Source organism: Luteibacter sp. 621 (genome assembly GCF_050435445.1).
Taxonomy (GTDB): Bacteria; Pseudomonadota; Gammaproteobacteria; order Xanthomonadales; family Rhodanobacteraceae; genus Luteibacter.
The window spans coordinates 1-24,463 of record NZ_JBNDKI010000029.1; the positions used below are offsets into that span (position 1 = coordinate 1).

Consider the following 24,463-nt stretch of genomic DNA (forward strand, 5'->3'; position numbering starts at 1 on the left):
TTCCTACGGCCACGACCTCGGCTCGAGCCTGTCGTTCGTTGTGGTCCTCTGTAGGGGTTTGGGGGGCCCCCCCCCCCGGGCGCGCCCCCCCCCCGCCCCCCCCCCCCCCCCCCCCCCCCCCCCCCCCGCCCGCCCCCCCCCCCCCCCCCCCCGCGGCGGCCCGCGCGCCCCCCCCCCCCCCCCCCCCCCCGCTCCTACAGCGGCCCCGTCCGACACGAGGGCATAAAAAAACCTCCCCGTTGCCGGGGAGGTTTTTTTTCAGTGCCTGTTCGCGTAGGCGATCAGAACTGGTACTTGGCCGACAGGCTGAGCAGGTTGCCCTTGTCGTCGTTCTCGCCGACCAGGGTATCAGCCGTCGCGCTCTCGACGCCGTTCATGTGCGCCTTGTTCACGAAGATGTGAGCGTAGCCGGCGTTGATCTCGAACTTCTCCGACACCTTGTAGCCCATACCGAAGGCGAGCCACTTGCGGGTCGAATCCGGCACGCGCGGGGAGCGGGTGTCGGCGTAGGTCGGGGTGGTGTCAACAGCGACACCGCCACGCAGGGTGAACTTGTCGTTGACGTAGTACTCGCCACCGACCGACACGAACCACGTGTTGCGCCAGTCGTAGACTTCCGTCGTCGACGGCTGGTTCGGGTTGGAGTAGTTCACCGTGAGGTTCTTGAACGAATCCCACTTGGTCCACGACGCATCGATACCGAAGCCGAACTTCTGGTCCTGGTGCCAGAAGCTGGCCGTGGCCACGGCCGGGGTTTCGAAGCCGGCGGTGCCGTCGGTGTGCGTGAACGGCGGCTGGCCCTGGAACAGGCTGGAGATAGCCGGGTTGGAGAGCAGCCCGCTGACATTGGCCGGCACGGTGAAGTTACCGGTGCCTTCCAGGTGGTGCTTGATGGCGCTGCGGTAGTTCAGCGCGATGCGATCCTGCGCGGTGAGCTTCCACAGGCCGCCGAGCTGCCAGCCGTAGGCCCAGTCGTCACCCTTGATCTTGGCGATGCCATCGGTGCCACGCGGCACGACGGCGTTGATGAGGCCGGCGTACTGGGCGGCAGCCTGCACCGGGATGGCACCGGCAGCGATACCCTGCTGCAGCACGCCCAGGGCGGCGCTGTTGTAGTTGACGGCGCTGGTGAGCTCAGCGGTCGTCTTCTGCGCGATGAAGCTGGCGCCGATCGCGAAATCATCGGTCACGTCGAACGAGGCCGACAGCGTGGCGTCGTACGACTTGAAGTCGGACTTGATGGCGTTGTAACGGCCCTTCCAGTCGGCGTCGTAATCGGTCTTGAAGCCGAACGGGGCGGTCAGGCCCAGGCCGATGTGCCAGCGGTCGCTGACCTTCGAAGCGATGTAGAACGCCGGCACCGGGATGGTGGTGCCTGCATCGCCGCCGTTGCCGCCAGAGATCGGGCGACCCTGGGCATCGGTGGCGGTGCCGTGGAACTTGGTGCTGAAGTTGATGCCGGTCACGTCGGCCTGGAAGGTGTTGCCTTCCAGCATGGACATGGCGGCCGGGTTGTTCACGATGACCGAGGCATCGTCACCCGCGGCAGCCGAGCCGGCGAACGCGCGGCCAAGCGCCTTGGCGCTGTTTTCCTTCAGCTGGAACGCGCTGGCGTGGGCGGCCTGCGGAGCCACGATCGCGCCGGCAATGGCCAGCGAGAGGGCCGCGATGGCCAGCGGGCGGGTGTGAAGATTCTTCTGCATGCGGAGCGGCTCCTGCTTATTGTTCTGACGGGGATCGAACGGGGCGGAAAACGCAAAACTTAGCCGTTTTCATACGCGCGTTTAACAATCTGGGGTCGAACTCTGGACGAGTTGACGAAGTTTTTGCAAGTGCAGGTGCAACAAACCTGAAACAGGCCACAGATTGAGCCCTCGGTGACGCGCCCGATCCGGTAGACTGGACCACCACGCCGCCGCGAGACCTGCCGTCATGCACTGCTACGTCTACGCCAGCCTGCGCAAACCCGACACTTACGTATGGCTCTCCCGCCGGGAGGGCTTCGATGTGCTCCCTGAACCGCTCGTGCTCCTGCTCGGCGAAATGCGCTTCGTGCTTGAGGTGGAACTGACGCCCCAGCGCAAGCTGCCGAACGAGGACACTGAGAAAGTCCTCGCTTCGCTGGCCGGCCAGGGCTGGCACCTGCAGGCTCCGCCGAACGAAACACTCAGCGTGTGCAACCAGCCCAACCTGAATCGCGAGATCGACCCCGACGCATCGCTCGTCCGGGCCTGATCCGGCCGAAAGCGCGCATGCGGGAAACGTCGAACCCGGGTTAACGCGGGGTTACCGCGCAACCCGGGCGCGGTCCGTATACTCGCGCGCATGGCCAATCCCAAACGACGTCGACCGCCGCTGATCAAGGCGCTGCCCTGGTTCCTGCCCGCCCTTGCCGCTGTCGCGTGTGCTGGCCTTACCGCCTCACCGCTTGCCCTGATTCCGCTGCTGCTCGCCAATGCGCTGGGTATGGCTGCCGTGTGCCACGCCATCGGCTTCGACCCGGAGCCAACGTACCTGCGAACCGCCCTCCGCCGCGGCTCGGCGTACGTGGTGATGTTCACGATCTACACCTTCGTGGTGTTCGTGCTGGTGGCCTGGCCGCTGCTCAAGCTTACCCAGGCACCCAGTCTGGGTGCCGCGCTGCTCCTGGCTGCCTCGCTGGTGGTCGCCTTTGGCGTGCTGTGGCGCATGTGGCCCGCGTTCGGCCTGGTGTACCTGTGGGATGACGCCTACCCGGAGAGCAGCGGCGACGGCTCGTGGATTTTCACGGCCATGGCCCGCTCCTTGAGCTTTGGCCGCCACCTGTCCGCCGAAGAGCGGTTCTTCACCCACTTTCTGCCCGCGGCCCTCGGCCTCCTCGTGCTGGCGTTCTGCGCGGTCGCGCTTTCCGGGCTGTATGGCGTGTTCCCCTCCGAGATGCGCATCGCCGCACTCGCGCTGTATGGCGTGGTCGTGCTGCCCGCGTGCTCCCTGCTCATCGCCAACCGCACGCTGCGTGCCCTGTTGTGCGATCGCCGCGGCCATATCCGCACGGCGCGCGCCGACACCCGCCGTGAGCCCGCGCTGAGCGATGCACACCGGGTCCCCACGCCGACGCCCATCCCCGCGCTTTCCACGGAAGAGCAGCAACCCGAGATCCGCGATGGCGCCCTGCTGACCGCCATCCGGGCCGCCGACGTTGCGCGTGCCGTCGCGCTGGTCGAAGCCGGCGCCAACCCGAACACGCAGGCCGAGCCCGGCGATCGTGACCAACGCCCCGTGCTGACGCTCGCTGCGCTTTCGGCGGATACGCGGCTCCTGCGTGCACTCATCGCGCGCGGCGCGGATGTGAACCGCCCGCACCAGGGCGTGACGGCGCTGCTCGCGGCCTGCCGCGACAGCTGGCACGGGCGCCCCGATGCCGTGCTCACCCTGCTCGCCAACGGCGCGAATGCGGCGGCGACCGATGCCGAGGGCAACACCGCCCTGCACGGCGCCGTCATGAGCGCCGAGCCCATGGTGGCCGCCATGCTGCTGGATGCCGGCGCGCCCGTCGATGCCGTGAATGCCGCTGGCGACACGCCGCTGGCCATCGCCTGCCGCGCCGCGAACTGGGCGCTGGCGCGCTTCCTTCTCGAGAACGGGGCGAAGCCGGCCCCGGTCGGCGCGGAACCCGCGCTGGTCGCCGCCGCGGGCATCGCCGACGATGATGCCGAGGGCGTCAAGGTGCTCCTGCGCTACAAGGCGCCGGTTAATGGGGCGAACGCCCATGGCCGCACCGCGCTCATCACCGCTGCCGCCGAAGGCCACGAACAGATCGCCCGCGCCTTGCTGCAGGCCCACGCCAATCCGAACCTGGCCGACCGCCATGGCACTACCGCGCTGATGGAAGCCTCACGGACAGGCGCCACGGGCATCGTGCAGATGCTGGCTGATAACCAGGCCGATGCCTCGCCCCGGGACGGCCACGGCCGCGACGCGCTTACCCTTGCCTGTCAGTCGCCGCGCGCGCAGGCGGCCACCGTACGCGCCCTGCTCGCCATGGGCGCGCAGCCGAAGGAAGCCGGTGCGGATGGCCGAAGCCCGCTGGATCATGCCGCCGCCGGAGGCCGCTGGGATTTCGTCGCCTTGCTCGACCCGGAAACGCCGCTGCCCACGTCATTGAGCGAATCGGTACTGCCTGAGGCCGGCGCGGATTCGCCGCTACACTTGCACGATGCGCTTCGCTTCGGCCACTGGGCGGTCGCGTCCACCTTCGCGGCCAAGGTGCGCGAATGGCCGGTACATGAGCTTGCGGCGCTGTATATCGACCTCGCCGGCCCTGGCTTCGACGCGGCGCGCGCGTGGTTGTTCGATCATGGCTTGCCCGCTGAGGGCCGCCTTGCGCCGCCCGCAGATGAAGCCGCCGACACGCTTGGACGCCGCCTTTTCGATGCGCTGCTGCCACAGCTGCCGCAGTCGGCGGATGCCCTGCTGCAACTCATGCGCGCGGGCGCGAGCCCGGCGGGCGCCGGGCTGCTTGGCCAGGCGATCTGCCGCCTCGACGGTGCCGATGAGCGGCTGACCCTGGCCATGCTGGATGCGGGCGCCGACCCGTTCGGCGCCGATGCGCGCGGCCGCACACCCGTGCACATGGCTGCCGCGACCGGCAGCGCACGCCTGCTTGGCGCGCTGCTTGCGCGTGGCCTGGATCCCAACGTACGTGACGCTGGCGGCCGTACCCCGCTGCATGCCGCGCTGGAACACGGTGGCGACGCCCTTCCGCTGGTTCGCCTGCTCGTGGCGAACGGAGCCGACCCTGAAGCGGCGGACGTGAATGGTGAAACGCCCTACGGCCTGGGTATCGGCCACGGCGATGCAGAACGCTGGCTCAGCTGGCCATTGTGGTCCCTGCCCGGTCGCCCGTTGAACGCCGCCGATCTCCCCGCGGCGGCGGCCGCCGGCGACATGCAGGCCATCGACCGCCTGCTCGAACTCGGCTTCAGCGTGGATACGCGCGATGCCCAGGGAGCCACGGCGCTGCTGCGTGCCGCCGGCGCCGGCCAGGCCGACGTGGTCGCCCACCTTATGGACGCGGGCGCCGACCCGGCCTGCAGTGCCGCATCCGGTGTCACCCCGCTTGCCGCCGCCGTCAACGCGCGGCGTGATGCGGTGGTCGAGCTCCTGCTCGCCCGTGGCGTCGCCGTCGACCAGCGCCTGCCCGGCGAAACGACAGCCTTGATGATCGCTGCCGCGCTCGGCTATCCCGAGATCGTGGAACGACTCCTTGCCGCGGGTGCCGATGCGAATGCAGAGGATGCGCACGGCCACAGCGCGCTGCATGCGGCTGCGCAGTATTGCTTTGGCAGCAGCGACAGCCTGCGCGCACGGCGCCTGCTCGATATGGTGATCGGCAAGGGCGCCGATGTGAACAAGGCCGACAAGGACGGCGCGACGCCGCTACTCCTGCTGCTCGGCTCGCATATGCGCCCGGGCGCGACTGCGGATGCCACGCACCTTGGTGCGCTGGTGCCGGTGCTGCTCGATGCTGGCGCGAAGATGGAGCATGCGGACCACCGCGGCGTGAGTGCCCTGCATGCGAGCGCCATGCACGCGCTACTTCCGCCTGCGCGTGTGCTTCTGCACCGTGGCGCGAACCGAAACGCCGCTGACGCCTTCGGGCGTACGGCGGCCGACGTGGCACGGCATATCGGGTACGTGGATATCGCGCACGAGCTCGGGGTTCGGGCGAACGCGATTCCAAGTGTGCGGCAGACGTTGCGGCAGCCCGCGCAGCCGGACTGAGAGCGCATCGCGCGCGAGCGCGCTCCTACACGGGCGCGCTGGTGTTATTTGTCTTCCGCGCGCTCGCGTTCTTCGGCGGCATCCGCCTCGAAGAGGTGCTGCAGGTCGTTCAGGGCTTCCTTCGAGCTCTGCACCAGCGCCGCATCGTCGTCGTACACCAGGTACTGCGAGCGCAACACTTGTTCGTCGAGTTTGCGGAAACGGGCGATGCGCGCCTCGACCACCTCGGGCGCCATATCCAGGGCCTCCAGCACGTGGCGCGTCATCATGAGGCTGGAATAGAACGTCTCACGCACCGGATCTTCCACGCCGATATCCATCAGGCGGAACACGTGCTGGCGATTGCGGGCACGCGCCACGATCTTCAGATGCGGGAACTGGCGGCGAACCAGGCGGGCGGTACGCAGGTTGGCCTCCGGGTCATCCGTGGCCAGCACGAACACCTCGGCCTTATCCGCCTGTGCCGCGCGCAGCATTTCCGGTCGGCCGGGATCGCCGAAGAACAACGACGTACCGCCGAAGCGACGTGACGTTTCCACCTGTTCCACCGAGCTCTCCAGCGCGACAAACTGGATGCCCTGCGCGCGCAATACGCGGGCGACGATCTGGCCCATGCGACCGAAGCCCGCGATGATGACGCGCGGCGCATCGGTCTCGATCTGGTCGAATGCGCGATCCGGCTTGCGCGCGCGTTCGTGCACCAGCCGAGCGGCTAGCAGCACCAGCAGCGGCGTCAACGCCATCGAAAGCGAAATGGTCATCACCATCAGGCCACGCTGGGGTTCGGTGATGATGTGTTGCTGCTGCGCGAGGTTCAGCACCACAAAGGCAAATTCGCCGCCGCTGGCCAATATGGCGGCCAGCCGCACGGAATCGGCGTTGTTCAGCCCACCCACCAACTTGCCCAGCGGCATGATCAGTATGGCCTTTATCGCCAGCAAACCCGCGACCATCCCGATGACGACCAGCGGCTTCGCATACAGCAGCTGCAGGTCTACCGACATGCCAACGCTGATGAAGAACAGGCCAAGCAACAGCCCCTTGAAGGGTTCGATGTTGGATTCCAGCTCGTGGCGGTATTCGGAATCCGCCAGTAGCAGGCCCGCCAGGAAGGCACCCAGCGTGCTGGAGATGCCGGCCAGCTCCATGAGCCACGCCGTGCCCATCACCACCAGCAAGGCCGTGGCGGTTGAAACCTCGGTGCTCTTGGCGCGGGCCACGAAACGGAACACGTGGCGCAGCACGACGCGGCCGCCGATGATCACGCCGATGATGGCGCCGACCACCCGCATGATGCTCATGATGTCCGGTGCGTGTGTATCGCGCGCCAGCGCGCCGCCCAGCAGCGGCACCGCCGCGATCAACGGGATAGCGGCAAGGTCCTGGAACAGGAGGATGGCAAATGCCTGGCGGCCGTACGCCATGCCCGCTTCCTTGCGCTCAGCGAGGATCTGCAGCCCGAATGCCGTGGACGATAGAGCGAGGCTGCCGCCCACGATCACCGCGGCCTTCCAGGTCAGCCCGAACAGGTAGTAGCCCATGGCGCCCAGCGCGAGGGCGCAGACAATGACCTGCAGCGTGCCACTGCCGAACACGGCGCGGCGCATGACCCAAAGGCGCGACGGCGATAGCTCCAGGCCGATGACGAACAGCATCAGCACCACGCCGAAATCGGAAATGGTGGCCACGCCTTCGGTATCACTGATCAGGCCCAGCACGGAGGGACCGATGACCACGCCGGCGAGCAGGAAGCCAAGGACGGCACCGAGACGGAAGCGCTTGGTCAGCGGGACGGCAATGACCGTCGCCAGCAGGAAGACCACCGCCGTTTCGAGGAAATGATGTCCGTCCATCCCGTGACTCCCGAAAAACTACCCGGGATTATGTCATGCGGACGCCCGCGCGGTTTGGACGAAACACCTGCCTATCGGTGCGCTGGTTCAGCCTTTTAGCCAGCGTGCGACGTCGATCGCGAAATAGGTGAGGATTGCGTCGGCACCGGCGCGCTTCATCGCCACGAGCGATTCGAGCACCACGGCCTTCTCGTCGAGCCAGCCATTCTGCGCGGCCGCTTTGATCATGGCGTACTCGCCGCTCACCTGGTACACGAACGTGGGCGCACCAAAGGTCTCCTTCACCCGGCGGACGATATCGAGGTAGGGCAGGCCCGGTTTCACCATCACCGCGTCGGCACCTTCGGCAAGGTCGAGCTCAACCTCGCGCAGGGCCTCGTCGCTGTTACCCACATCCATCTGGTACGTGTGCTTGTTGCCCTTGCCGAGGTTGGCCGCCGAGCCCACCGCATCGCGGAACGGGCCGTAGAAGCTCGAGGCGTACTTCGCCGAATAGGCAAGGATGCGGGTATGGATAAAACCGGCCGCCTCCAGGGCATCGCGAATGGCGCCAATCCGGCCATCCATCATGTCCGACGGGGCGACGAAATCCATGCCGGCTTCGGCCTGGGCCAGCGACATCTTGATCAGGGCTTCGACGGTGGGCTCGTTCATGACGTAGCCTTCCGCGTCGATCAGGCCATCCTGGCCGTGCGTCGTGTACGGATCCAGCGCCACATCGCCGATCAGGCCCAGCTCCGGAAAGCGCTTCTTCAACTCGCGCGTGGCGCGCTGGAACAGGGCATCGGGGTTCCACGCCTCGTGGGCGTCCTCGGTCTTCACCGAGCCATCCACCGAGGGGAACAGCGCCAGCGCGGGAATACCCAGCGCAACGCACTCGGCGCCCAGCTTCACCAGCTCATCGATCGACAGGCGCTCGACGCCCGGCATGGAGGGCACCGGCTGGCGGACACCCTCGCCATCCACCACGAACGCGACCATGATCAGGTCGGCACTGGTGAGGACGGTTTCGCGCATCAGTGCGCGGGAGAAGGCGTCGCGGCGCATGCGGCGCATACGGACAGCAGGAAAGGTCATGGGACGTGCCTGTTCGTGTGGCGATCCGCCCATTTTACGCCCCACCGGGTGCCCGGCGGGGCGTCAGGTCGTCGCAGGCGCCTTCAGGCCACGTCGATGCCGAAGGCCCGCCCCAGCGGAATACCGTAGATATCGGACAGCAGGGCCGTATCCAGCGCCTCCTGGGGCAGCCCGTGACGAAGAAGGGCGCCTGATGCCAGGACCGCCACCTCATCCGCATAGCGCGCGGCAAGGTTCAGGTCATGCAGCACGGCGATCACGCCCAGGCCGAGCGCCGCGCAGGCACGCGCCCGACGCAGGATGAAGTGCTGATGGGCGATATCCAGGCCGGCCTCCGGCTCATCCAGGAGAAGCCACCCGCCCGCGCGTCCACCCTCCCATACCTGAGCCAATACCCTGGCGAGTTGCACGCGCTGCTGCTCCCCGCCAGAGAGGGCGGTGTAGCGGCGATCGCGTAGCTCCCACGCATGCGCCGCGCGCAGGGCAGCGGTAGCGATGCGCTCATCACGCTCAGCATCCGGCACGTGCGGGCTGCGGCCAAGCATGACGACCTCCCGCGCCGTGAAGCCGAAAGCCAGGTCCACGCGCTGGGACAGCATCGCGCGGTGCTGGGCTAGCTCGCGTGGATCCCAGGCGGCCAGGGAACGTCCGTGCAAGCTCACCTGCCCCGCATCCGGTCGCACACGGCCGGCCAGTGTCCCGAGCAATGTGCTCTTGCCCGCGCCATTCGGGCCCACCAGTACGAGCAACCGCCCTGGCGATGCCGCCAGCGACACGTGCCCGACGATCGTCCGCCCCTGGCGGACCACGCACACGTCCTTGGCAACCAGTTGGCCATCCATGGCCACGCTCATGACACGGGCTCCCCGTCGCGCCGGCGCAACAGCAACCAGAGGAAGAAGGGGCCGCCGACCAGGGCCGTGAGCACGCCGATAGGCAATTCGCCCGGCGCGACGACGGTGCGGGCCAGCGCATCGGCCGCTACCAGCAGCGTTGCACCACCCAAGGCAGAAGCCGGAAGAAGAAAACGATGGTCGGGCCCATACGTCATGCGCAGCAGATGCGGCACGACGAGGCCGATGAAACCGATGACGCCGGTGAACGCGACGGATGCGCCGACCGCGAGCGCGACGAGGGCAACGAGCAACGGTTGCAAGCGTTCGGGACGGAAGCCCAGCAGTGCCGCTTCACCTTCGCCAAGCAGTAGCGCGTTCAGCGCCGCCGCCGCGCGCGGGAGCAAGAGCAGTGGCAACACGATCCACGGCGCCACGATGGCCAGCCGCGACCAGCTCGCACCACCAAGGCTGCCAAGCGACCAGAACGTGAGATCGCGCAGCTGATTCTCGTTGGCCAGGTAGGTAAGCAGGCCGACGCCGGCCATCGCGATCGCGTTGATCGCCACGCCCGCAAGCAGGAGATTGGCGACCCCGGGCCGACGGCGGCCGATGAGGAACACCAGCGTGGTCGCAACGAGCCCGCCCACAAACGCGAATGCGGCGACCCGCCACGAGCCCGACTGCCCGCCAAGCACGATGGCACCGACAGCACCGACGGCGGCACCCGCGGAGACGCCAATGAGTCCCGGATCCGCGAGCGGATTGCGGAATAACCCCTGCATGGTGCTGCCACCGGTCGCCAGTGCGGCACCCACCATGGTGGCGAGCAAAAGCCGCGGCAGGCGCAAGCTGAGGATGATGCTGTCATCGCCACGCGCTGCTGCGCCGCTGAGCCAGCGCACCAGCGCGCCAGCGACATCGCCTGGCGAAATCACCATGGCGCCGCGGGTCAGGCTCCATGTCGCCGTCGCCACAAGCAGCAACGCCAGCGCGCCAAGCAACGCCTGGCGGCTGGCGTGGCGCCGCGGCAGGGACGCGGCCACGCTGTTCACGGGTGCGCCCAGCGCGCCTGCAGCGCCGCGGCGTTATCCGCCGTGCGCGGGCCAAAACCAAGCAACGCCTGGCCCTCGACGAAGTAGATGCGTTTCGCCTTGCCCGCAGGGGTATCGGCAACCCCCGGCATGCGCAGCACACCGTCCACACCGCCGACCGTCGGCTCCTGCTCCTTCATCAGCAGGATGGCATCGGGCTTCATGGCCACGAGCGCCTCGGGCGAGACCGCTTTGTAGCCAGGCACATCCGCGGCGGCATTCACACCACCCGCCAAGGTGATGGCACGATCGGCGGCCGTGTCGTGGCCAGCAGCCATCGGGCTGCCGTTCCCGGCTGACATCAAATAGACCGCCCTTGGATGGTTGGGCATGGCCGCCACTGACTTAGCCAGTGCAGCGAAACGCGCAGCCACCTCGTTGGCAAGGGCGTCCGCTTCCTTCGCGTGGCCGGTGAGCGCGCCGATCTGGCGGATCTTCGCTTCGATATCTTCCGGCGAGCGCGAGGGCGGCAGCGTTTCGATGCGCACGCCCGCGCCACGGATCTGCTCCATCGCGGTCGGCGGCCCCGCGTCATGCGTCGCCAGGATCAGATCCGGCCGCAGCGCAAGCACGCCCTCGGCGCTGAGCTGGCGCACGTAGCCCACATCCGGCAGCGTGTGCGCCGCCTCCGGCCACGTGCTGGTGCTGTCGACAGCAGCGAGTTGGTCCTGTGCGTGGATCGCGTAAATCGTTTCGGTCACATCGCCGCCAAGCGATACGATGCGTGTGGCGGCGGTCGCGAGACCCGGTAGCGCGGCGAGCGCCAGGGCAAGCAAGGTGCGACGCGCGTTCATGCGACCACCTCCGCGGTAGCAAGAAGTGCGCGCCAGTCCTCGCGCTCGGGCACACCCGGCTTGCGCTTGCCGAAGATCTGCACGATCTGCGTGCCATCGGCCGCATAGAGTTCCAGCGACGTGACAACCCCCTCGGGTACCGGCTTGCGCACGATCCAGCTGCTGACGATCGCATCCGTGCGCAGGTGCAGGTTGAAGCCCGGGTCCATGACGTTGATCCATGGGCCCGCCATCACGATGTTGCTCACCGGCCCAGTGTGGATCTGCACCACGCCGGGGGATCCCACGAACACCATGAGCGGTGCACCTGACGCGGCAGCGCCGTCCAGCACGGTGCGAATCGCACCATCATCCACCCGCGTCGCGAATTCGTCTCCGACGAGCCGAAGGGCCTGGGTACGCGTCACCTTATGCTTTTTCAGCATGGCGAAAAAGTCGTGCGGATCGCGCAGCGCGCGCCAATGGTCGCGCAACGAATCCACATCGACCGCATCATCGGCCAGGCGCTCGGGCAGCGGCTCGTCCACGTTCACGATATCGATCAGGGGCGATTGCACCGCCGCCGTATAGCGATTCAACAAGGCGCGCCAGGCCGTACGATCGGTCTCTTCCGTAAGATAGATCTTGTGCACCGCCTTGCCGTCGCCATCGAAGAACTGCAGGCTTTCCAGCTCGCGGCCGCGCGAGGCCTCCTTCACGGCAAAGCCGAAACGCCAGTGCCGAAGGAACAGCCGCAGGTCGATATCCTCGGCAAGCACGATGCCCATCACGCCACCGACATCGATGTGGTCGTATTGCCCCTTCTTCTCGTGCACGCAGTATTCATTGCGCGTAAGCGCCATGACCCGGCCAAGGGCAGGAAGCTCGCGTATCAGCGCGGGCAACTCGCCTTCCAGGCGAACCACGCCATCGCCCACCCGACTGGCGACGAGTGCACCTTCGCTGACACCCAGGCGTTGCGCGGCATCGCGCGCACGCAGGCCAGGTTCGGTTTCACGCAGGCGCCGGTAGCCATTGAGCAGCGCCGGGATATCGATACGCGGCGCGACGGCGGTCTGTAACTCTTGCATGGCAAGGCCTCCTTCAGAAGGTGTAGCGGGCCGAGACGACGAGGGCGCGGCCGGGCATGGTCAGGCGTTCGATCTGGGCGTTTCGCGCCTGGGTGTCGTCGATGCCGCCGCCCGTGGCGACATTGGTAAGCACACCGCCGTGCAGCGAACCCCAGTCCCAGTACTTGCGATCAGCGATATTGGTCACGCCCGCCATCAGCTCGAACGGCTCCCAGGGTTTCCAATGCGCGTACAGGTCGAGCGTGGCGTAGCCCGGCGCACGGAACGTGGTGTCGTCATCCAGGCGTGACTTACGCTGTACACCCTTGCCGATCAGTTCGGCGCCCCAGGTCTTCGCGTCGTACGCGATTCCCAACGTGGCGGTGAGCGGATCCACGCTGTTAAGCGGTGACCAGCCACCCTCGTAGGTCTTCTTGTCGCCCTTGGAGGCAGCGAGGTTGCCTTCGACGCGCCAGCCCGCGAGTGCATCGTTCAGTGCACCCAGCATCAGGCCGCCGGATGCTTCCACGCCTTTGATCGTGGCCTTCGGGAAGTTCACCGACTGCATCACGATCAGCAGGTTCTGGTTGATCGCCCACTGTGGCCATTCACTACGCGGCAGCGTATAGCCGCCGTAGATGAAGTTGCGATAGCGGTTGTAGTAAGCGCTGGCGCTGAAGTAACCCAACTCACCGTTGCCGCGCACCCCGAGTTCGATACCCTTGCTGGTTTCCGGCTTCAGGTTCGCATTGGGCACAATGCCGTAAAGGCGGGCGGTGCCCCACGCCACAGCCAGCTCGTTGTAGAGCGGCGGGCGGAAGCCCTGGCTGTAGTTACCAAACAGCTCGATGTTGTCGTTCACCGCCCAGGTCACGCCCAGCTTGGGCGAGAAACGGTTCTTCTTCACGTCGTCGAGGCCTTCCTGCACGAAAGAGCTCTGGTAGTAAGGATCGTTCTGGTCGGGCTTGAACGCGTAGTGATCCCAGCGCACGCCCGGCGTGATGTGCAAGCGGCCATCCACGAGCGAGATATCGTCCTGCGCGAATACCGCATAGCGGTCGGTATCGTTGCGCGGGAAGAAGCGCAGCGGGTAGGTTTCAGGCATGTACGGCGAGCTGCTCGAGGTGATGCCCGTCGCGATGTTGGTGCCCTGCCCGCCGAGCTGGCCGGTAGGCGTAGTGCGCGAGGCCTCCACGCCGTAAGTGATGTGCTGCTGCACACTGCCCGAATCGATCGTCTTACCCAGGGTCAGGTGGCCGCCGAAGAGCTTTTCCTGCAAGTCGCTCAGGTACAGGCGATCGTAGGTCGCCGCACGCGACGGCACGTTGGCGAGCGTGCGGGTCTGCGATTCGGTTTCGGATTTTTGCCAGTACGCATCCCACTCGAGCGTATCGGCAACACCTAAGTCGATAGTCGGGAAACGCTGGCCCACGGACACGCGCTGGCGAGTCGCGCGATCGTTGGCGGTATCGGTCAGCAGCTTCGTCGTGCCGGATTGGCCAACGGCGCTGAGGACGTTGGTATCGACATTGTTGCGGTAGAAGTCCGCAGTGATGCGGTCTTCGCGGCCGCTGGCGGCCACATGCACGTACTTGGCGAGGATGCTGGTGGTGTTCTGGGTGAGCGGATCGGGGCGGGTGCGCGTGTAGTCTTGCGTGGCGACGTCGCCCTTGTTGCCCAGGTCGTGGCCTTCCACGTGGTTCGCGACGATCACCAGGCCGTTGTCCGGGCGGCCGCCGGCCAGCGTAAGCGAGGTGCCCAGTGAACGGTCGGCGCTGTCATAGCGCTCACGCACGGAAACGTAGGTGTCCTTGCCGTCCTTCAGGTAATCCGCCGGATCCTTGGTGGTATAGCGCACGGTGCCGCCGAGTGAATCGGAGGGGTTCAGCGCGGAGGCCGGGCCGCGTGTAATTTCCACCGCCTTGAGCGTGTCGGGGTCGACAAAGCTACGGCCTGCGCGCATGCCCGTGGTCGAAAAGCCGAACGAGCTGGAGGCGGGCACCCCGTCGGTAAGAATGGATACGCGGTTACCGTCCAGGCCGCGGATGTTGTAGCTGTCCAGCCCCCAGCGGCCGGCGGTACCGACCACGGAGACACCCGGCTCGTACTTCACCAGGTCACGGATGTTCGCCACGAGGTGGCGATCCATCTTCTGCCGATCGATGACGGTGACGGTGGCAGGCACGTCAAAGCGCAGCGACGAGCCGATCGCGGTAACGGTGATGCGCGGCAGGTCATCCGTCGTGGTGGCGGCGATGGGCGCGGCAGGCGCATCGGCGGCATGCGCGGATGCGGCGCAGAGCAGCGCCGCGCCCACGGCGGCGGCGAGGAGGTTTTTCCGGGTTGTGAACACGTGGATCGTCCTTCGCTAGGCGCACCACCCCTTGGGCGGTGCGTATCGGGAGCTTGCGAAGGAGGAACGAGCCTCCGGGCTGGCGGCCGGGGTTATCGGGGAGTAGTTCGCCGCCTCTTCATGGGCGGTCGCCGCCTAGCTTATTGAGAATGGCTCGCATTCGCAATATGAGACGATACTCACACTTCGATGCGGTCCGTGCTTTCCGGATCGAAGAAGTGCAGCCGCTCCGCATGGAAGCCCAAGCCGACGTCCGTGCCAGGCTGGATCGACGAGTGCGGCGGTACGCGGGAGACGAGTTCGTCGCCGGCGTGGCGCATGTTGAGGAACACCTCGTTTCCCACCGGCTCGACGACTTCCACGTGGGCGCGAAGGCGCTCGTCGATACCGGCGTGATCGGCCACTGTGAGCAGATCCTCCGGGCGCAGGCCGACGATGAGCGGCTTGTCGATATACGGCGCCAGCGCCGGCGCATCCATGCCAAGCGTGATGCTGCCTTCGGGCATCACCAGGCGCAGGCCATCCTCGCGGCGCAGCGTGCCGTGAAACAGGTTCATCGCCGGGCTGCCGAGGAAGCCCGCGACGAACAGATTGGCCGGCTTGTTGTAGAGGTTCATCGGCGTATCGAGCTGCTGGATGACACCCCCATTCAGCACGACGATGCGCTGGCCCAGGGTCATCGCCTCGATCTGGTCGTGGGTGACGTACACCATCGTTGCGCCAACACGGCGATGGATGCGCGCAATTTCCACTCGCGTGGAGAGGCGCAGCTTCGCATCGAGGTTGGAGAGCGGCTCGTCCAGCAGGAACACCGACGGATCGCGGACCAGCGCGCGGCCGAGCGCGACGCGCTGGCGCTGGCCACCCGAGAGCGCCGCGGGGCGATGATCCAGGCGTTCGTTCAGGCCGAGCATGTCGGAGGCCACGGCGACCCGTTTGTCCACCTCGGCCTTGTCCACGCCACGCAGGCGCAGGCCAAAACCCAGGTTTTCACGCACGGTCATGTGCGGGTACAGCGCGTAGTTCTGGAACACCATCGCGATATCGCGATCCTTCGGCGCCACGTCGTTCACGACGCGATCGCCGATGCTCATCGTCCCGCCGGAAATGGATTCCAGGCCGGCGATCATGCGCAGCAGCGTGGTCTTGCCGCACCCCGAGGGGCCCACCAGCACGAGCAGCTCGCCATCGGCGATCTCGAAGCTCGCTTCTTTCAGGGCGACATGGCCGTTGGGGTAAACCTTACGCACCTTGTCGAGGCGGACTGCTGCCATCAGAACTCTCCAAATCCCGGCGGGCAGGCGAAGGCGTGCCATCGACCCGGGCGATGGAGTATTCTGCCAACGTAATCGTTTACGTCAAAGTGTCGGATCCACGGCCCCAACAGGACTCCCCGGCCGTGTCAACGGAGTGAAGAGCAAACCGTCACTAGACGACAGCCCCCGCAAGAGGCACCCTTGCGGGCTTCCGTGACACGACAGGTTTCCCATCATGGCTAACGTTAGCGCCGCGGCGCCGACCCTGCTCGCCGACCTCGGCGGCACGAATGTCCGGTTTGGCATCGCCCATCCCGATGCCGATCAGCCGCTTATCCAGGAAAGCATCCGGCGCTACCACGTCAAGGATTACGCCTCGCTGGCCGATGCCGCGAAGCAGTACTTCAAGGAAACCGGGCATGAGGCGCAGCGCGCCATCATCGCCGCCGCCGGCCGTATCGATAACGGTGAGACGGTCAAGGTCACCAACAACCCCTGGGCCATCTCCGCACACAAGCTTGCCGCCGACCTGGACCTCGAGTGGGTTCACCTGGTGAACGATTTCGCCGCGCAGTCCATGGCCGTGATGCTGATGAGCCCGGACAAGGTCGTCGATGAGCACGGAAACACCGAGCTCACCCGCGTCGGCAACCCCGCCGTGCCGCGCATCGGCGCCAAGGAAGAGCAGACCTTCGTGGTCGTCGGCCCGGGCACCGGCCTTGGCGTGGGCGGCCTGCTCATCCGTGGCGACAAGGTCAGCGTGCTGCAGACCGAAGGCGGCCACGCCGGCTTCGCCGCGCACAGCGCCGAAGATATCGAGATCCTGAAGGTACTGAACCTGCGCTACGGCCGCGTCTCGAACGAGCGCCTGATCAGCGGCGGCGGCCTGCAGAACCTGTACGAAGCGATCTGCGAAATCTCCGGCCAGAAGCCGGAAGAAGGCATTACGCCGGAAATCATCACCAAGCGCGCCACCGACGGTACGTGCACCATGTGCCAGCGCGCCGTGGAAACGTTCGCCGGCATCTTTGGCAGCGTCGCGGGCGACCTGGTGCTGACGCTGGGCGCGTGGGATGGCGTGTACCTCACCGGCGGCATGACCCCGATCCTGCTGCCGTGGATCCAGAAGCACTTCCGCGAGCGCTTCGAAGCCAAGGGCCGCTTCCGCGACACCATGGAAGCCGTGCCCACCCAGGCCATCATGAACCCGGAACCGGGCCTCATCGGTGGTGCGGCGCTGGCGATCGTCGAGGCCGGCGGCACGCCGCTGCGCCGCTAAGCTAGCCTGCTACGCCAATCGCGCGCAGGCGCGCTCCAACAAGAGCATGGGTAACGTTCCATGACCTTGTAGGAGCGAACCTTGTGCGCAAACCTTCAGCGGCGATCTATGCTGACGAGGCCGTGCACCACATCAAGCCAGATGTGGTGCACGGCCTCTTTTCGTTTAACGCCTTTCAGCTCGCCGGGGCGAGCAGCGCATCCAGGTCGCTTTCGTCGAAGCTCAGGCGTTCGCGGCTGCCGCCGCCTTCGAGCACCGCATCGGCGAGTTCGGCCTTGCGGGCCTTGAGTTCTTCGATGCGCTCTTCGACCGTGCCAGCCGTGATCAGGCGGTAGACGAACACCGGCTTGTCCTGGCCGATGCGGTGGGCCCGATCACTGGCCTGCGCTTCGGCGGCCGGGTTCCACCACGGGTCGTAGTGGATGACGGTATCCGCGGCGGTGAGGTTGAGGCCCACGCCACCCGCTTTCAGCGACAGCAGGAACAGCGGTACTTCGCCATCCTGGAACCGCTGCACGGGCTCGGCGCGGTCGCGCGTTTCGCCGGTGAGCGTAACGTAGCTCAGGCGGCGGCGATCGAGTTCGCTGGCGATGAGCTTGAGCATCTCGGTGAACTGGCTGAAGAGCAGGACACGGCGGCCTTCGGCCAGCAGCGCCGGCAGCATGTCCATCAGCAGTTCGAACTTGGCCGATTCGCGTACACCACGCGCGGCTTCCAGTTTCACCAGGCGTGGATCGCAGCAGACCTGGCGCAGCTTCAGCAGCGCATCGAGCACGACGATGCCGCTGTGGGCGATGCCGCGTTGCGCGATCACCTCTCGCAATTCCTCAGCCAGCGACAGGCGTAGGCTTTCGTACAGATCGCGCTGGCGCGATTCCATGACGACGCGGCGGGTGATTTCGGTCTTGGCCGGCAGCTCGGAAGCCACCTGCGCTTTCGTACGGCGCAGGATGAATGGGGCGATGCGCCGGTTGAGGCGCTCCTGCACCGCGGTGTCCTGGTGCTTCTCGATCGGCGCACGGTAGTGACGGCGGAACGCGCCTTCATCACCGAGCAGTCCCGGCACGGCGAGGTCGATCTGAGACCAGAGCTCGCCCAGATGATTTTCCAGCGGCGTGCCGGTCAGGCACAGGCAGCGCGGGATCTTCAGTGCGAGTAATGCACGACGCGCTTGCGTACGCGGGTTCTTTACCTGCTGCGCTTCATCGAGTACCACGAGCGAGAACGGCTGTTTCTTCAACGCTTCCACATCACGCGGCAACAGCGCGTACGTGGTGAGGATGACGTCGTTCTCCGCCATGCGGGTGAAGGTTTCCGCGCGCTGCGGACCGTGCAATGCAAGCAGGCGCAAGCTCGGTGCAAAACGCGCTACTTCCGAAACCCAGTTGGGCACCAGGCTGGTGGGCACGACAACGAGTGCCGGTGCATCGAGCTGCCCGCTTTCTTTCAGTGCGAGCAGGTGCGTGATGAGCTGCAGCGTTTTGCCCAGGCCCATGTCATCGGCAAGCACACCACCGGTCCCGGCTTCGGCCAGCGCATTCATCCAGCGCAGGCCATCGCGCTGGTAACCGCGCAGCTCCGCCTGCAGTAGCTCGGGCACGGCATCGCTCGCGCGTTCCGCGGCTTCGCGCAGGCGCTTGGTGAACCCACGCAGGCGTTCGGGCGCTTCGAACGAACCACCGCTGGGCAGTGCCTGCGCAAGCTCTTCAAGACGGCCGGCCTGCACCCGCGGCAGGTGCAACTGCTGGCGCGGCTTCTCAAGGTATTCGGCCAGCGGCGCAAGCAGGTCGCGGAGCTCCTTCAGGCGAACCGGCACACGGCGGCGATCGTCGACCGGCGCGTACCAGACGGAATCTTCAGCCTCGCCCGGCATGGGGCTGAGGCTGAGCTGGTGTTCGGCCAGCGCTTGCGCCACGGCGGGCAGCAGGTTCACGCGGCGGCCTTCCACCTCGATACCGATTTCCAGGTCGAAGGCACGATCGGCATCGTCTTCGCGGGCCTGGCCATACCAGTGCACCGGGCCTTCCAGTACTTCGAACGGGAAGCTGGGCGCGTAATCGAGCATGAAGCCATCGGCTTCAAGTTTCGGCCGCAGCGCCAGCCAGCGCGCCGGCGTGTTGACTTCGAGGGCACCGGCGTAGCCCTTGCCCGGGAACAGCCAGGCATCATCGGGCAGCGTATCGGCCATGTCCCACGGCAAACCCTCGGTATCCACCGCCGGGTTGAGGCCCGCGGTCTCCAGGGTTTCCATGCTCGCGAGTTCTTCGGCGCGGCGGCGGGTGATTTCCAGCAGCACGCCGTTACGTACGCGGCGCACCAGGGGCTCGCCACCACGGCCAGGCAGGCGCTCGCCGGCGTAATCGAAGGAGAGCCGGCCGTAGGCCAGTGGCGGCGTGCCCGCAGCGAGGCGGGCGTGACGGGTCAGCGCGTGCAGGGTCAGCACGGGGCGCGGCGACACCTCGGCGCGGCGCATCTCGCCAAATACCTGGGGCGCTGGAACGCGTGCGCCCACACCTGCCCCACCCATGCCCGAGACGAAGGTGCCGGTGCTCTCGGGTGGCAGCGGCGGGAGATCCAGCCAGGCGCTTTCGGCGGGATCCCCTTCCAGCGGGCCCACTTCGGCGTGCTCCGCATCCAGGAACCACAGTGTGCCGACCCGGAAGAGCCGCTGGCTCGAGGGAACATCCGGGAGCAGTTTCTGGCCGCCGTCCTTTTCAACGCTCCAGCGCCAGCGCAGTGCGTGTGGGGCGCCGCGCGACAAGCGCAGGCCGGCCACGCCGCCGAAGAAGCAAGGGGCTGAATCCAATACTTCGGTCAGCAACTGATCGCCGAGGGGGCCGGCAAAACGTGCGTAGCTGCGGCTCTTGCGCAATGTCTGCGGCAGGCCCAGCACGGTGGCGGCCAGGCGTTTCTCAGTCACAGTGAGAACCGACTCCGGAAGGTGTCGGCTGTCCAGCGGCAACGGCCGCGAGAACCGTCCATCCTCACCCAGAGTGAGCAGTACAGGGGCCACGTCCAGCCGGGCGGCCGGCTCGTGGTCGTCGTTGACCCCTTCGAGGAAGAAGCCCAGCACCGTGCGATCCGTGGAGGGCGTAGCCGCTGCCGCAGCCGGCGCAATGCCACCCATGGCCCGCTGCCAGGCCACCGGGAGGTCGCCTGCCGGGCCGTTTCGCCTGCGCTTTTCGTCCGGTTGATGCATCCGTGTCGGTCTCGCCTGCGCGACCAAAACAGGAAGCTTAGCAAAGGGACCGTGATGTGCCCGTAGGACTTTTTACCCGGGACCGGCCCGGTTCAGCGAAGGGCGAGGCTGGCGGGTGCCTAGCCCCGCCGGCCAGCGAACAGGTCGACCGGGTATTCAGCCTTCTGCTCACGCCCCATCAGGCGGCGCACGCCTTCCTCCGGGGTGACCTTGCCGTGCAGCACATCCCTGACGGCCGCCGAGATGGGCAGATCCAGGCCGTGGGCCACCGCCAGGCGGTCCACTTCATCGGCGGTGACCACGCTCTCAACCACCTGCCCGATCTGGCGAATGGCTTCCTGCAAAGGAATGCCCTTGCCAAGGGCCAGGCCCAGGCGGCGGTTACGGGACAGATCGCCGGTGCAGGTGAGCACCAGGTCGCCCAGGCCCGCCAGGCCCATGAGGGTTTCGGCGCGGGCGCCGAGGGCTACGCCAAGGCGAAGCATCTCGTTCATGCCGCGGGTGATCAGGCCGGCCCGGGCGTTCAGGCCCAGCTCCATGCCATCGGCCACGCCAGTGGCCACCGCCAGCACATTCTTCATGGCGCCACCCAGCTCGGCACCCAGGATGTCGTGGCCGGTGTACGCACGGAAATTCGGAGCGTGCAGCAATACCGCCAGCTCCTTGCCAAACGCCTCATCCGTGGCATGTACCGTCACCGCGCTCGGCAGGCCCGCCGTTACTTCGCGGGCGAACGACGGCCCGGTAACGACCGCGGCCGGATGGCCGGGCAGTTTTTCGTTGACCAGTTCGTGCAGGAAACGCCCGGTACCGGTCTCGAAGCCCTTGGTAGCCCACGAGATGCGGGCACCCGGGTCGAGCATCGGGATGATCTCGTCCAGCACCGAGGCGAACGCGTGGCTGGGCACCACGATGAGCACGATCGCCGCGCCACGCAGGATGGTGGCGAGGTCGGCCTCGTAGGTGAGCTCCGGCGGGAGATCCAGATCGGGCAGGTAACGCAGGTTTCGCCGCGCCGCGGCCATCTCGGCCAGGGCGCTGGCGTCACGCCCCCACAGGCGCGTGGGGACGTCATTACGCGCCAGCAACGCGGCCAGCGCGGTGCCCCAGGACCCGGCGCCGAGGACGGCGACGGTGGGTCGGGAAGGAGCGGTCACGGCTTAGCTGTTGAGCGAATGGGTACCGGCGCCTTCGACCTGCTGGCGCTGCTGCTCGGCGTACAGGGCATCGAAGTTGATCGGCTGCAGGAGGAACGGCGGGAAGCCACCTTCCTGGATCATGGCCGAGACCATCTGGCGGCCGTACGGGAACAGCAGGTTCGGGCAGTACGAGCCCAGGATGCCGTCACGGTCTTCGTCGGTGAAGCCGGCGATGCCGAAGATGCCTGCCTGGTGCACTTCCGCCAGGTAGGCGGTGCGCTCGCCCAGGGCGCAGGTCAGGGTGAGCGACAGGACCACTTCGAACAGGTCGTTGCCGAGGTCCACGGCCTTGTGGCCCAGGTTCAGCTGGACCTGGGGCTGGGCCTCGGTCTCACCCATTTCCTGGAAGATCTGCGGGGCGTTGGGCGCCTCGAAGGAAGCATCCTTCACGTAGATCTTCTGCAGAACGAGCTGGGGCTGGCCGGCCTGGCCGTTGGCGTTGAACTCTGCCATGGGTGTGGTCCTCAAAATTGCGTCGTTGGGTATGGATTCACGCCAGCGGCGCGAAAGCCGGGATTGTTTCACACAACCCGGGCAAGCGCACATCCGGCTTGCGTGAAGGGGGAGTTATCTGGGAGAATGCCCGGCTTCCTTATGCCAACCCGCTTTGTCGGGCAGGTCCATCACGCGATGTGGGCCTCGAACTGGCGGAAACGCTCCAGCTCCAGCCATCGCGTGGCACCCCTGTTCCCACGGGCCGTGCTGCTGGGCCGTCGCCACCCTGGCCAAAGGGCGGTCAAACAGAATCTATAAGGAGGCCACATGGCCCGTAGATGCCAAGTCACCAATAAGGGTGTGCAGACCGGTAACAACGTCTCGCACGCGAACAACAAGACCCGTCGCCGCTGGTTGCCGAACCTGCACGAGCGTCGCTTCTGGGTCGCCAGCGAAGGCCGTTGGGTCAAGCTGCGCGTTTCTAACCACGCCCTGCGCACCATCGACAAGAACGGCATCGAAGCCGTGCTGGCCGACCTCCGTGCCCGTGGCGAGAAGATCTAAGGAGTCCGACAATGGCTGGCAAGCGCGATAAGATTCGCCTGATCTCCTCTGCGGGTACCGGGCACTTCTACACCACGGACAAGAACAAGAAGAACACGCCGGAAAAGATGGAGATCAAGAAGTACGATCCCGTCATCCGCAAGCATGTGATCTACAAGGAAGGCAAGATCAAGTAATGATCTTGAGAAAACCCGCCGAAAGGCGGGTTTTTTTTCGCCCCCCGTTCTGGATGTCATCGCACAAAAAAAGCCCGCCAGATGGCGGGCCTTTTTGCGTAGCCCGACGAGCGGGCGTTACGCGCCGACCGCGGAGTAGCCCTTCAGCCGCTGGGCGAACTGCTGCAGCGAACGGATGCCACTTTCTTCCGCCTCGTGGATCCACTGCTGCAGGGCGTTGAGCGCCTTGTCGGCGCCACGCTCTTCCATCAGCGCCACCAGGCGGGCGCGGAAATCGCACACGGTCTGCAGGGCCGGGCGGTTGGCCAGCGCCGCGTGCATGCGCTCGCGCGCATCGTTGTCGAGCCAGCGGCCACCATCGGCCAGCGCGCGGCGCAGCCGGCGCGGAATGGCCTTCATGCGGTCACCCGCCTGTTCCACTTCTTCGCGCATGGTCGGCAGGATGACGTTGCGGTAGTAGTCGGTGGTGGCCTGGAAACGCAGGGTGAGCACGCCCTTCAGCGTTTCCGCATCGGGCAGGTGCACGTTCGGGCGGATGTTCAGCGTGGGCGCCACGCGGAGCACCTTGGCCAGGCGCACGGCGCGCAGCGTGCAGATCGCTGCCCAACCAATATCGAACTCCCACTTGCGCAGGGCGAACTTCGCCGAGCTCGGGAACGCATGGTGGTTGTTGTGCAGCTCTTCGCCGCCGATCCAGAAGCCCCACGGCGAGATGTTGGTGGCCGTGTCACTGCTTTCGAAATTGCGGTAACCCCACCAGTGGCCGATGCCATTGACGAAACCGGCGGCCCAGAACGGGATCCACAGCATCTGGATAGCCCACAGCGCCATGCCGATCACGCCGAACAGCGAGACGTTGATGACGGCCATGAGCACGGGGCCCCAGTACGGATGCTTGCCGAACACATTGCGTTCGAACCAGTCATCCGGCGTACCGCGGCCATACTTCTCCATGTCGGCCTTGTTGTAGCTGGCCTCGCGGTACAGCGACACGCCATCGAGGAAGACCTTCTTGATGCCGAAGATCTGCGGGCTGTGCGGATCCTCCTCGGTCTCGACCTTCGCATGATGCTTGCGATGGATAGCCACCCATTCCTTCACCACCATGCCGGTGGTGAGCCAGCCCCAGAAACGGAAGAAGCCGTTGAGGGTCCAGTGGAAATCCACGCCGCGGTGAGTGGCGCTGCGGTGGTAGTACAGCGTCACCGTGAAGATGGTGAGCTGGGTGACCACGAGCATGTAGACCACCATCTCACCCCATGTCGCGCGGGTAAGGCCGTTGGCCAGGAAGTCGAGCACCGTGTCGAACATCGAGTCGTTACCGCTTGGGTAGTGAAGGGGATGTACAGTTGTGCAGTCTATATGCGGCATTCCATACCCACCAGCACGGATCGCGGCAAATTGTGAAGCCCATGGTTGTGGGAATTGCGCCGCTTTCCGCACAATCGCCGGATGACTGCGACCCCCCTTGTTCAGCCACGTGAAGACCAGCCGGCACGATGCCCGCAGGTTCCCGCGCTTTGCGCGACATTGGGCGAT

Annotated in this window: 18 protein-coding genes; 5 read left to right on the forward strand and 13 right to left on the reverse strand. The window is 66.3% G+C overall.

The window, feature by feature from the left end; genetic code table 11:
* Positions 1–281: 281 nt before the first annotated feature.
* A complete protein-coding gene (locus tag ABIE56_RS21380) occupies positions 282–1,703 on the reverse strand; it encodes an OmpP1/FadL family transporter (protein WP_429245830.1) in 1,422 nt (473 codons plus the stop codon).
* A 229-nt stretch (positions 1,704–1,932) separates the two neighbouring features.
* Here ABIE56_RS21380 and ABIE56_RS21385 point away from each other — a divergent pair, with 229 nt between their 5' ends.
* On the forward strand, positions 1,933–2,235 hold the full coding sequence (locus ABIE56_RS21385) for a YcgL domain-containing protein (RefSeq protein ID WP_429245831.1): 303 nt from the start codon (positions 1,933–1,935) through the stop codon (positions 2,233–2,235).
* A gap of 90 nt (positions 2,236–2,325) precedes the next feature.
* A complete protein-coding gene (locus ABIE56_RS21390; protein ID WP_429245832.1) occupies positions 2,326–5,763 on the forward strand; it encodes an ankyrin repeat domain-containing protein in 3,438 nt (1,145 codons plus the stop codon).
* Positions 5,764–5,807: 44 nt separating this feature from the next.
* On the opposite strand, the gene ABIE56_RS21395 is transcribed toward ABIE56_RS21390, so the two are convergent.
* The 8 genes from ABIE56_RS21395 to ABIE56_RS21430 form a co-directional block, all read right to left on the reverse strand.
* A complete protein-coding gene (locus tag ABIE56_RS21395; RefSeq protein WP_429245833.1) occupies positions 5,808–7,616 on the reverse strand; it encodes a monovalent cation:proton antiporter-2 (CPA2) family protein in 1,809 nt (602 codons plus the stop codon).
* An 87-nt stretch (positions 7,617–7,703) separates the two neighbouring features.
* Positions 7,704–8,693, reverse strand: a complete 990-nt coding sequence (gene hemB, locus ABIE56_RS21400) for a porphobilinogen synthase (protein ID WP_429245834.1) — start codon at positions 8,691–8,693, stop codon at positions 7,704–7,706.
* A gap of 83 nt (positions 8,694–8,776) precedes the next feature.
* Positions 8,777–9,547 (reverse strand): heme ABC transporter ATP-binding protein, encoded by a 771-nt coding sequence (locus ABIE56_RS21405; RefSeq protein ID WP_429245835.1) that lies wholly within the window; start codon positions 9,545–9,547, stop codon positions 8,777–8,779.
* Positions 9,544–10,581 carry a FecCD family ABC transporter permease gene (locus tag ABIE56_RS21410; protein WP_429245836.1) on the reverse strand — a complete coding sequence of 346 codons (1,038 nt, stop codon included), beginning with the start codon at positions 10,579–10,581 and terminating at the stop codon, positions 9,544–9,546. The genes ABIE56_RS21405 and ABIE56_RS21410 overlap by 4 nt, the downstream gene beginning before the upstream one ends.
* A complete protein-coding gene (locus ABIE56_RS21415) occupies positions 10,578–11,414 on the reverse strand; it encodes a heme/hemin ABC transporter substrate-binding protein (protein WP_429245837.1) in 837 nt (278 codons plus the stop codon). Before ABIE56_RS21415 ends, ABIE56_RS21410 begins: the two co-directional genes overlap by 4 nt.
* Entirely contained in the window at positions 11,411–12,484 is a 1,074-nt protein-coding gene (locus ABIE56_RS21420) for a hemin-degrading factor (protein ID WP_429245838.1), read from the reverse strand. Before ABIE56_RS21420 ends, ABIE56_RS21415 begins: the two co-directional genes overlap by 4 nt.
* Positions 12,485–12,497: 13 nt before the next feature.
* Positions 12,498–14,816, reverse strand: coding sequence for a TonB-dependent hemoglobin/transferrin/lactoferrin family receptor (locus tag ABIE56_RS21425; RefSeq protein ID WP_429245839.1), 2,319 nt, complete (start codon positions 14,814–14,816; stop codon positions 12,498–12,500).
* A gap of 179 nt (positions 14,817–14,995) precedes the next feature.
* Entirely contained in the window at positions 14,996–16,090 is a 1,095-nt protein-coding gene (locus ABIE56_RS21430; protein ID WP_429245840.1) for an ABC transporter ATP-binding protein, read from the reverse strand.
* A gap of 217 nt (positions 16,091–16,307) precedes the next feature.
* Here ABIE56_RS21430 and glk point away from each other — a divergent pair, with 217 nt between their 5' ends.
* Positions 16,308–17,351, forward strand: a complete 1,044-nt coding sequence (gene glk, locus ABIE56_RS21435; RefSeq protein ID WP_429245841.1) for a glucokinase — start codon at positions 16,308–16,310, stop codon at positions 17,349–17,351.
* Between the two features lie 175 nt (positions 17,352–17,526).
* On the opposite strand, the gene ABIE56_RS21440 is transcribed toward glk, so the two are convergent.
* From ABIE56_RS21440 to secB, 3 genes are all read right to left on the reverse strand, one after another.
* The gene (locus ABIE56_RS21440) at positions 17,527–20,550 is read right to left on the reverse strand and encodes a DEAD/DEAH box helicase (RefSeq protein ID WP_429245842.1); all 3,024 of its coding nucleotides are present in this window, start codon (positions 20,548–20,550) and stop codon (positions 17,527–17,529) included.
* A 119-nt stretch (positions 20,551–20,669) separates the two neighbouring features.
* A complete protein-coding gene (locus ABIE56_RS21445) occupies positions 20,670–21,707 on the reverse strand; it encodes an NAD(P)H-dependent glycerol-3-phosphate dehydrogenase (protein ID WP_429245843.1) in 1,038 nt (345 codons plus the stop codon).
* Positions 21,708–21,710: 3 nt separating this feature from the next.
* Positions 21,711–22,202, reverse strand: coding sequence for a protein-export chaperone SecB (gene secB / locus ABIE56_RS21450; protein ID WP_247432222.1), 492 nt, complete (start codon positions 22,200–22,202; stop codon positions 21,711–21,713).
* A 309-nt stretch (positions 22,203–22,511) separates the two neighbouring features.
* Between secB and rpmB the strand changes: the two genes are divergently transcribed.
* Positions 22,512–22,748, forward strand: coding sequence for a 50S ribosomal protein L28 (rpmB, locus tag ABIE56_RS21455; RefSeq protein ID WP_139979130.1), 237 nt, complete (start codon positions 22,512–22,514; stop codon positions 22,746–22,748).
* 11 nt (positions 22,749–22,759) lie between these two features.
* Positions 22,760–22,924: a 50S ribosomal protein L33 gene (rpmG, locus tag ABIE56_RS21460; RefSeq protein ID WP_331642276.1), complete on the forward strand. Its 165-nt coding sequence runs from the start codon at positions 22,760–22,762 to the stop codon at positions 22,922–22,924.
* Positions 22,925–23,041: 117 nt separating this feature from the next.
* Here the strand turns inward: rpmG and ABIE56_RS21465 are convergent, their stop codons facing one another.
* The gene (locus tag ABIE56_RS21465) at positions 23,042–24,235 is read right to left on the reverse strand and encodes a DesA family fatty acid desaturase (RefSeq protein ID WP_429245844.1); all 1,194 of its coding nucleotides are present in this window, start codon (positions 24,233–24,235) and stop codon (positions 23,042–23,044) included.
* Positions 24,236–24,463: the final 228 nt, after the last annotated feature.